The 10,030-nt window shown below is 47.2% G+C and carries 6 protein-coding genes and 5 pseudogenes; 8 read left to right on the plus strand and 3 right to left on the minus strand.

Annotation, left to right across the window (positions count from 1 at the left end):
* A pseudogene (locus C7N83_RS11490) lies at nucleotides 1-314 on the minus strand (IS1595 family transposase); the annotation flags it as partial.
* 733 nt (nucleotides 315-1,047) lie between these two features.
* Between C7N83_RS11490 and C7N83_RS16250 the strand changes: the two are divergent.
* Nucleotides 1,048-1,729 (plus strand): annotated as a pseudogene (locus C7N83_RS16250) (hypothetical protein); the annotation flags it as partial.
* A 58-nt stretch (nucleotides 1,730-1,787) separates the two neighbouring features.
* On the opposite strand, the gene hflX reads toward C7N83_RS16250, so the two are convergent.
* Entirely contained in the window at nucleotides 1,788-2,912 is a 1,125-nt protein-coding gene (gene hflX / locus C7N83_RS11505; protein ID WP_425437523.1) for a GTPase HflX, read from the minus strand.
* A 290-nt stretch (nucleotides 2,913-3,202) separates the two neighbouring features.
* On the opposite strand from hflX, the gene C7N83_RS14310 reads away from it, so the two are divergent.
* A complete protein-coding gene (locus C7N83_RS14310) occupies nucleotides 3,203-3,394 on the plus strand; it encodes a hypothetical protein (protein WP_146135150.1) in 192 nt (63 codons plus the stop codon).
* A gap of 34 nt (nucleotides 3,395-3,428) precedes the next feature.
* Nucleotides 3,429-4,063: pseudogene (locus C7N83_RS11510) on the plus strand (IS1595 family transposase).
* Between the two features lie 149 nt (nucleotides 4,064-4,212).
* Here the strand turns inward: C7N83_RS11510 and C7N83_RS11515 are convergent.
* Entirely contained in the window at nucleotides 4,213-5,049 is an 837-nt protein-coding gene (locus C7N83_RS11515; protein ID WP_106742796.1) for a phosphatidylserine decarboxylase, read from the minus strand.
* A gap of 158 nt (nucleotides 5,050-5,207) precedes the next feature.
* On the opposite strand from C7N83_RS11515, the gene uvrA reads away from it, so the two are divergent.
* From uvrA to C7N83_RS11530, 5 genes and pseudogenes are all read left to right on the plus strand, one after another.
* Complete coding sequence (gene uvrA / locus C7N83_RS11520) at nucleotides 5,208-8,054, plus strand: excinuclease ABC subunit UvrA (RefSeq protein WP_106742797.1); 2,847 nt, start codon at nucleotides 5,208-5,210, stop codon at nucleotides 8,052-8,054.
* A gap of 388 nt (nucleotides 8,055-8,442) precedes the next feature.
* Nucleotides 8,443-8,907: a hypothetical protein gene (locus C7N83_RS17250; protein ID WP_483869978.1), complete on the plus strand. Its 465-nt coding sequence runs from the start codon at nucleotides 8,443-8,445 to the stop codon at nucleotides 8,905-8,907.
* A 154-nt stretch (nucleotides 8,908-9,061) separates the two neighbouring features.
* Nucleotides 9,062-9,319, plus strand: a pseudogene (locus C7N83_RS17105) (FRG domain-containing protein); the annotation flags it as partial.
* 42 nt (nucleotides 9,320-9,361) lie between these two features.
* Nucleotides 9,362-9,817, plus strand: coding sequence for a hypothetical protein (locus tag C7N83_RS16255; RefSeq protein WP_245911218.1), 456 nt, complete (start codon nucleotides 9,362-9,364; stop codon nucleotides 9,815-9,817).
* Nucleotides 9,814-10,030: pseudogene (locus C7N83_RS11530) on the plus strand (IS256 family transposase); the annotation flags it as partial. The gene C7N83_RS16255 and the pseudogene C7N83_RS11530, both read left to right, overlap by 4 nt.

Consider the following 10,030-nt stretch of genomic DNA (forward strand, 5'->3'; position numbering starts at 1 on the left):
TTATCCCCCACAACGGTGGTACCAACCTTTCCCTGCCGCTTTAAGGTGCCGGATACCGCCGTTTTTCCTGCTGTCGCGCGGCCGCGTTTATCCTTACGCCGACCGCCGAAATAACCCCCGTCCGGCCAGGTGGGGCCTCTGAAAACCCCGCCGGCTTCCTGCGCCAAATGACAGGCAGCCGCTTGGCGGGTTTTGCAGTAGGACAACATAGCCCAATAAATATCAGCGGCTGCACGGGCTGTGGCTTCCGGTACGAAAAACCGGAGGAGTTTTCTTTGGGTATTCTTTGTTAATTTATAATTGGTTATCTTCATTTTTGCAGTCTGACATGACTGCCAATCTACTTCAGCCCCTTGAAATAAGTGTTTCATTATTGTACAAACCGTTTTCAAACAGTCATATTGTTCAAAATAAAATGAAAATATTATAAAATTATATTTTATATTTATTTTCAATATAATAACCTTTCATCTAAAAATAAACGGTCGTTTAAATTACCGATTATCTGAAAATTATTCCGATTATTCAAATGTAAAGATGAACCTTTTTCTAAAATTTTAATACAATTCCAATTGACCTGCGAAAATTAAAACCGCATACTACGTCCATATTCCGCCTGAGACAAAAATCAATTAAAGCAGAATCATCTGCCTAATAAAATACACTTACAAAAATATTTAATTAACTTAATGGGAATTATTATGATTGATCGCCTTATGCCTTTCTTTGCCGTTATCGGCATCTTATCCGGTACCGTCTATCTCGGCTTAGCCGTTTGATCCCTGTATGAAAATATGCAAAAAAATCTGAAAAGCACATAAATGTGAGGCAGATTACGACACACTAAACCGGCTCTTTTCCATCAAATAATCTGATTTCAGTATCACAATTTAACTGACCTCTTCCGGCCGTCTGAATTCTACTGGTAAACCCTCCCTGATTTATCTTTGGCTTCAGACGGCCTAACTATAACCTGCTTATTGAAAAAAGAGACCGTCCCAGATAACTAAGGAAACTCAAATTAAGTCAGAATTATCCTTATGCGCTATGCGTAAAAGTCGTCTAAGCAGGTACAAACAAAACAAACTCATTGGGCTGTTTGTTGCAAGAGTTACTGCCTGAACGGCATCCGGGTTAGTTGGCGTAAACAAAAATATCGCAGCCTGTTACTTTCATCGTTTACGGTTACTTATTTATCAAAACAGCCCGCATCTGGAAATATTTGCTGGAGAAGTAGACGTTGCCAAAAGTGATTTTGGCGTAAAGGTAAACGCGGCCGTGGTGCCGCCGGCAAAGTCGCTTTATTCGGGCTTTTAAAACGAAAAGGTAACGTTTTTACCGTTACCGTACCGGATACCTTGCTGCCAATTATCCCCAAACAGGTCAACCCCGACAGCATATGTCTGTACGGACTGTTAACGCCGTTGCGATGCGTTATGGTCAAATCACTTGATACGGCGTTAGCCCGTCTTGCCGTACTATCCGTACTGTCTGCGACGGGCTGCCTTGTCTCATTCCCAACTGAATTGACTATAGATTACGAGTGAATTTACCCATTTTCGTATCAATCACGGTACACATTTTGCTGAAAGACAAAACCCTATTAACAAGATTAAGCATTTTTGGAATCAGACAAAACGGCATTTGCACAAAAGCGCATTTCGAGCTGTATTTGAAGGAGTGTGAACGGCGTTTTGACAACAGCGGGATAAAAGTTCAGATTTTCATTTTAAAACAATTAGTAAAATGTAATTTATCCCGGTTATCTAGGGCAGCCCTGAAAAAAATCATTCAAATCTCCAGCCTTCAGACGGCCTGTCTGCCAACGCATACTCAATCATCACCTCGCGCAACGCCTCCAGCCCCAAGCTTTTTTCCACCGAAATATTCACCGCCGCCGCCTTGCCGCAATGACCGCGCAAAATGCCGGCTTCCTTACCGCCTTCAGGCATCAAATCGATTTTGTTATACACCAGCAATTGCGGCACTTCATGTGCCTTGATTTCTTCCAACACCTGGTTCACATCGTCGATTCGGCGTTGGAAATCCGGATTCGACGCATCCACCACATGCAGCAACACATCAGCCACCGCTGTTTCTTCCAATGTCGCGGAAAAAGCCGACACCAGTTTATGCGGCAAATCACGCACGAAACCGACCGTATCCGTCAGAATCACGCTGGCTTCGTGCGACAGAAACAAGCGCCGCGCTGTGGTATCGAGCGTGGCGAACAATTGGTCTTTCGCCAACACATCGGCCTTAGTCAAACGGTTAAACAGACTGGATTTTCCGGCATTAGTATAACCGACAATCGCAAAAGTTTTCAGACGGCATGATTCACGTGATTTGCGGCGTACGGCACGCTGTTTGCGCACACTGTGCAATTGCCTTTCCAACACGGTGATTTTTTGGCTAATCAAGCGGCGGTCGGTTTCCAATTTCGTTTCACCCGGCCCTTTCAAACCGATACCGCCTTTTTGGCTCTGCATATGGCCGTAACCGCGCACCAAACGGCCGCTCAAATGTGACAACTGCGCCAATTCCACCTGCAATTTACCTTCTTGCGATTGTGCGCGTTTGGCAAAAATCGCCAGAATCAGGCCGACACGGTCAAGCACGCGGCATTGCAGTTCTTTTTCCAAATTGCGCTCCTGCGTCGGTGTGAGTTCGTGATTGAATACCACCAGACCGATATCATGCCGTTTCACTGCCGCAGCCAGTTCATCCGTTTTGCCTGTACCGATAAACAACGCAGTGTGCGCCTTATCACGCTTGGCCGTTTCCACACGCACCAAATCACCGCCTGCCGCGCGCACCAAATCGGCTGCCTCGCCTAACGCTGTCTGAAAAGACTGCTCACGCAATTCGTTGGTACCGGAATAATCCGCGCCCAACATCATACCGACCAACATCACGCGCTCGGGTTTTTCCAAAGATTTATCAACGGGGAACAAACGGGTTTTATTCAAAAAGAGTTTCCTTTTTCAGACGGCCTGAACCAAAACGTCTATTCTACGTCAAACGCAGGAAACTTTCGCCTGTTTACACAAATAAAGGCTGAACCCTCTGCAACATTCCGGAGTCAGGTCAGGTTAAAGCAGCGGCATCGGAGAAGCGGCAGACATATTCGCGAAGGCAGGCGTTCGAGAAACCTGGCTCGGAGCAATGTACCGGAGATGGCGATTTTGCAAAGATCTCAGGTATGGGAAAAATCAAAGTGTTGACTCTTTTCATGCTGAACCGCTTTCGCTCTGTTACTGAAACGATTGTTTTAGGGTTTTCGAGTATTATCGGAACCTGTGCGGCTTTGCCGTGTCTTTCGGCATTCTTGACGACACGCAAAAATCCCCAAACAAGTCTGCACGCAAAAAATAAAGAGGCTGAAGCAGATTAGCAGTCATGTCAGACGGCAAAAATAAAGATAACCATTGCAAATTAACAAAGAATACCTAAAGAAAACTCCTCCGGTTTTTCGTACCGGAAGCCACCGCCCGTGCAGCCGCTGATATTCTGGGTATCCAACCCGGTTGGGCTATTTGTCCTACCGCAAAACCCGCCGGGTGACAGCCTGTCATTTGGCGCAGGCAACCGGCGGGGTTTTCAGAGGCCCTACCGGGCCGGACGGGGGTTGTTTCGGCGGTCGGCGTAAGGGCAAACGCGGACGCGCGGCAGCAGGAAAAGCGGCGGTATCCGGCATCTTAAAGCGGCAGGGAAAGGTTGGTACCGCCGTTGCGGGGGATAACGGGAAGGATGCCTTATTTCAAGCAAACAACACCTGACGGCATTGTTCATACCGGTAGTGACAGGGGCTGTGACGTGCTTGATGCGGGCAGGTTCGCGCATCAGCGCATCAACCGTTCACAGCTTTTTGCAGACCGTCAAAACCCTATCGGCAGCATTGGAAATTGTTGGGGCCGGGCGAAGTGCGTCTTGCGCAAATACAATGGGGTTGGCCGTAAACCTTTCCCGCTGTCCTTGAAAGGATGCGGGTTCCGGCTTTGACTTCGGCACACCGTCCGGGCAGCTTAAAATGTTGCGGCAATGGTGTGGTGTTTGGGGTTAATCTGTGTCAGCCCCAAAACAAAAAGTGTATACCAAGCTGGCATTTTCTACATCGTAAAACACTGATTTATCGTTTTCCAAACAGCTTTTCCAAGCAATAAAAAAGGTTTTCAGACGGCCGTCTGAAAACCTTTTGACCATTTCATCCGATTAAGACCGCACAGCCTTGGCCGCCGCTTCCCGCACTTTTTCCGCCGCTTCTTCAATCACTGCCTGGCTGACTTGCGCAGCATTTCCAACAGATGGCACAATGGGTTCAGCCGGTTGTGCCACAAGTTGTGGCACAGTGTTTACCGTTGTTGCAGGCGCATCGCCAAACGGTTTGGCATCCGGCGATTGCAAAGGCAACCGAGCTAAGATGGTGCTCACGCCGGTCACTTTGTCGCCAATCGCCACTTCTGCTTTAGCATCCAAAGGCAGGTAAACATCCACGCGCGAACCGAAGCGGATAAAACCGTAACGCTCACCGCGGCTCAGTTTGCGGCTGACTTGGGTATAACACAAAATACGGCGTGCCACCAAACCAGCCACCTGTACAAACGTAATCTCCCGGCCGGTGGCGGTGGTAGCCAAAACAGCATTGCGTTCGTTTTCGGTGCTGGCCTTGTCCAAATCCGCATTCAGAAATTTGCCTCGGTTGTATTCGACTGCTTCGACCGTGCCGTCAATCGGCGATTTTTGCGAATGTACGTTGAATACATTCATAAAAATACTGATTTTCAGGGCTTCGATTTTGCGGTATGGATCCTGAGCACGCTCAACCACCACCACGCGGCCATCGACCGGGCTCAACACGGCATCAGGATCTTGCGGGATATAGCGTGCCGGATCACGGAAAAACTGCAAGGCAAAAACCGTAAACAGCCAAAACGGCAACGACAACCAGCCGTCGACGGCAGTAACCAACACGCTGGCGGCGAAACCGATGGCGATAAACGGCCAGCCTTCGCGGGCAATGATCGGATGCGGATAAGAAGGTTTATTCATGCAGATTCCTTTAGTTGTACGGTTAGATGATTATAACGGATTATCGGCGAAAATAGTCAGGCCGTCTGAAAAAACCGACCGGGCGCATCATCAGTTGGACTCACGAAAAGTGTTACAATAGCCTATTCTTGATTTTATTTTCAGACGGCCTAAACATTATGTGCAACCATCCCCACAAAAACGCTTCCGGCAACGACACCATCCGCATCCGCGGCGCGCGTACGCATAATTTGAAAAACATCGACTTGGATATTCCGCGCCATAAATTGGTGGTAGTGACCGGTTTGTCGGGCAGCGGCAAATCGAGTTTGGCGTTTGACACGCTTTATGCCGAAGGCCAGCGCCGCTATGTGGAAAGCCTTTCCGCCTATGCCCGCCAATTTTTGCAGATGATGGACAAACCTGATGTCGATTTGATTGAAGGCTTGTCGCCGGCGATTTCCATCGAGCAGAAATCCACCAGCCATAACCCGCGCTCTACCGTCGGCACGGTAACAGAAATCCATGATTATCTGCGTCTTTTGTACGCCCGCATCGGCACGCCGTATTGCCCCGAACACGGTTTGCCGTTGTCCAGCCAAACCGTGTCGCAGATGGTGGATCATGTATTGGGCCTGCCGGAAGACACGCGCGTAATGATTTTGGCACCGGCCGTTCGCGGCCGTAAGGGTGAATTTGTTGATTTCTTCGCCGATTTGCAGGCGCAAGGCTTTGCGCGCGTGCGTATTGACGGCCAAGTGTACACACTGGATGAATTGCCGAAGCTGGAAAAGAACATCAAACACAATATTGACCTGGTGATCGACCGCGTCAAAGTGCGCGACGATATCAGGCAACGCTTGGCCGAAAGCTTTGAAACTGCGCTACGCCACGGCAACGAGCGCGCTTTAGCCATGGAAATAGACAGCGGCGAAGAACATTGGTTTTCCGCACGCTTTGCCTGTCCGGTGTGTTCGTACAGCTTGCAGGAATTGGAACCGCGCCTGTTTTCCTTCAATAATCCGATGGGTTCCTGCCCGACCTGCGACGGCTTGGGCAATATGAATTTCTTCGACCCCAAACTCGTGGTCATGCACCCCGAATTGTCGCTGGCTGCCGGTGCAATTAAAGGCTGGGACAAACGCAATACCTTTTATTTCCAGATGATCCAATCACTGGCAGCGCATTACGGCTTCAATATTGACGCACCGTTTGAATCGCTGCCGAAAAAAGTGCAAAACATCGTCTTAAACGGCTCCGGCAAAGAAACCATCGAATTTACCTACCTGTCCGAGCGTGGCGGCACGTTCAAACGCGAACACGCTTTTGAAGGCATTTTGCCCAACCTCGAACGCCGTTACCGAGAAACCGACTCGCAAGCCGTACGCGAAGAACTTATGCAATACCAAAGCCACCGTGCCTGCCCGAGCTGCGGCGGCGCACGTTTGCGCAAAGAAGCCCGTTATGTCTATGTAGGCGGCGAAGCCTTGCACAACATCTCCGCCTGGCCGCTGACCAAAACCCACCAATTCTTTGAAACACTCGGTTTAGACGGCAACAAAAAACACATCGCCGAAAAAATCCTCAAAGAAATCACCGAGCGCTTGAGTTTTCTGATTAACGTCGGCCTTGATTACCTTAACCTTTCCCGATCCGCCGAAACCCTATCCGGCGGCGAAGCCCAGCGCATCCGCCTGGCCAGCCAAATCGGCAGCGGCCTGACCGGCGTGATGTATGTATTGGATGAACCCTCCATCGGCTTACACCAGCGCGACAACGACCGCCTGCTTGCCACCCTCAAACGCCTGCGCGATTTAGGCAACAGCGTGATTGTAGTCGAACACGATGAAGACGCCATCCGCGAAGCCGATTTTGTCGTTGATATGGGTCCCGGTGCAGGCGAACACGGCGGCAATGTCTTGATTGCCGACACCCCCGAAAACGTCGCCGCCTGCGAAAACTCCGTTACCGGCCAATACCTGAGCGGAAAAAAAAATATCGCCGTTCCCACCGAGCGCACACCGGTCAATCCCGACCGTATGTTGGTATTAAACGGCGCGTGCGGTAACAACCTCAAAAACGTGACCCTCGAACTGCCCTTAGGTTTGATTACCTGCATCACCGGCGTATCCGGTAGCGGCAAATCCACCCTCATCAACGACACTTTGGCCAAAATCACCGCCTGCGAACTCAACCGTGCCAAAGAAGAAGCCGCCCCATACGACAGCATCAGCGGTCTTGAGCATCTCGATAAAGTGATTAATGTCGACCAATCGCCCATCGGCCGCACGCCGCGCTCCAACCCCGCCACTTATACCGGATTGTTCACCCCTATCCGCGAACTCTTTGCCGGCGTACCGCTCGCCCGTGAGCGCGGCTACAACGTCGGCCGCTTCTCGTTCAACGTCAAAGGCGGTCGCTGCGAAGCCTGCCAAGGCGACGGCGTCATCAAAGTCGAAATGCACTTCCTACCCGATGTTTACGTACCCTGCGAAGTTTGCCACAGCAAACGCTACAACCGCGAAACGCTGGAAATCCAATATAAAAGCAAAAACATCAGCCAAGTATTGGACATGACCGTAGAAGAAGCCCACCAATTCTTCGATGCCGTTCCCATTGTCGCCCGCAAACTGCAAACCCTGATGGACGTCGGCCTAGGCTACATCCGCCTCGGCCAATCTGCGACAACATTGTCAGGCGGCGAAGCCCAACGCGTCAAACTCGCACTCGAACTCTCCAAACGCGATACCGGCCGCACCCTCTATATCCTAGACGAACCCACCACCGGCCTGCACTTTGCCGATATTGCCTTATTGTTAGAAGTCATAGGCCGTCTGAAAGGCAAAGGCAACTCAATTGTGATTATCGAGCATAATCTTGATGTGGTTAAAACTGCTGATTATATTGTCGATTTGGGGCCGGAAGGCGGTGATGGCGGCGGGAAGATTGTTGCCAAAGGGACACCGGAGGAAGTGGCTAAGAGTAAGAAGAGTTATACCGGGAAGTATTTGAAGGAGATTTTATAGAATCGCTCCGAGTAAACCCTTAAAGTTTAGAATGCTTTCAACTATGAAAAACTAAAATTGCCTGTATTTCTAAAAAGGAAAAAAATATGCCATCTAGTGAATATCACTTATTCAGAGCAAAATTCATAAGTTCTAGTCAAAAATCCCTATTCAATCAAGATGTAACTGCTAGCGAATTAATGAAATTGTGTATTCGTGAAAAACCATCACATGAACTCAGAAGAGGCTACCATTAGCATATAGGAAATATTTCCTTTTTTGATGAAAATACCGGCTATTTTGCTATAGGTAGAACAACTATTTCAACTTCAACTATTGAAAAAAATTTGACGAAGAATCAGGGAATTTTATTGAGGAAAAAACAGAATCCAGCCCATATACATACTGTATTTTTAATGCTTCCATTGGCTTAATTGGCATCTCCAAAAAAGCAAACCTTTCCCCTAAAGGAGTTGCAAATAAATTAGAAAAACTATTTTCTTTAGCATCAGGAATTATCGAAAACCAAATAAAAGTTGAAATCCGTCCAATCCCAGATCCAGAAGGTTTTCTTACCGTTTTGAATCAAGCATATAAATTATTTAGATTTACTATAACTTTTCGAGGCCCTAACCCTTTTGATGCAGATGAATACTTTCAAAAACCATTATCTGTTTATTTATCCGCAGCTAATGGACAAAAGGGACGCACTATTATTGACGGAGATGACTTAAATGGAGATGTTCTAACCGAAGTAACAAAAAGTAGTGCGGCAACAGGTAATGAGGCTAGTGCCAGAATTCAAAAATCACCAAAACAAAAAGCAACAACAATTAATCCTGAAAGGTGGTCCTATAAAACGCAAGTTTCATGATAAAGATACGCTCCAAACCATTCTATCCGATTTACAGCAACAGTATAGGAAAGTACGGCACTATGATGAATAATATTCAAATTTAAAGTACTGAAAATTTAATTCGAATAATTAATAGGTTACCAAATAATTATATTTATTATATTTTTATTATATTTATAGAGGACAAGCAAATGCCGAATGGGGGTTAACCTCCTCATTAGAAAGAATACTTGGTGATACTTGGGATGCACAAAAAGCAAAACTGTTTGAAGAACGCCCATTCAGTATTTTCCAATCAAAATTTCATTTATACGATTTAGAAAACCACAGCCCATCTACATTATTAGCTTGGTTAGCAGCAATGCAACATTATGGCGTTCCGACACGATTGTTAGGTTTCACAGAAAGCCCATATGTTGCTTTATATCTTGCATTGGAAACATTCGACTATAAATCAAAAAACGATCTTTCCTTGTATGCATTAGACTATCACTCTATTCTAGATAAATCATTAGAATTTATTAAACAACAAGATTCTAAATTCGTTGAGACTAGAAATTCCATTCTGGGTAAGCAAGATGAGATTTTTGAAGAGTATGTAGACCAGTTTTCTCGAGATATACTTTGGGTTACGGAACCAAAGATTTTAAACACAAGGATAGATCGTCAGGCTGGGTGTTTCCTGTTATCAGGCAACAGAGAAAAAAGAATTGAAGACATTCAATATTCACAGTTATATAAAGATACTGACATTCAAAAAATAATCATACCTAATAGTTTAGCAAGTCGAATCTATGCCTTATTGAGAAAAGTAAATATGACCAGTAAAAGTTTATACGGAGATTTAGATGGCTTAGCAAAATCTATTAGGTACTGTTCAAAAATCTGTGTCAATCCCCTAACCCCCCATAAAGGAGAAGACACATGACCAAACCCGCATTTGATTTCGAAACCGCACTCAGGCAACTTCAGTCCGGACAGGCACTGACCGGTAAAGACGGCCCCCTTACCCCACCCATCAAACAACCGGCCAAGGCCGCATTGGAAGCCGAAACCGGACAATACCTCGAACAAAAGCAGTTGCAGCCCGGCCGGCGTAACGGCCACAGCAAAAAAACCGTCAAAACCGGTTCCGGCAGTT

The organism is Neisseria iguanae (assembly GCF_003013245.1).
Taxonomy (GTDB): domain Bacteria; phylum Pseudomonadota; class Gammaproteobacteria; order Burkholderiales; family Neisseriaceae; genus Neisseria; species Neisseria iguanae.

Bases quoted from the DNA above. Each gene is read 5' to 3' on its own strand.
- hflX (WP_425437523.1), bottom strand. From the start codon at position 2,912: ATGTTGGTCGGTATGATGTTGGGCGCGGATTATTCCGGTACCAACGAA.
- C7N83_RS14310 (WP_146135150.1), top strand. From the start codon at position 3,203: ATGGGAAAAATCAAAGTGTTGACTCTTTTCATGCTGAACCGCTTTCGC.
- C7N83_RS11515 (WP_106742796.1), bottom strand. From the start codon at position 5,049: ATGAATAAACCTTCTTATCCGCATCCGATCATTGCCCGCGAAGGCTGG.
- uvrA (WP_106742797.1), top strand. From the start codon at position 5,208: ATGTGCAACCATCCCCACAAAAACGCTTCCGGCAACGACACCATCCGC.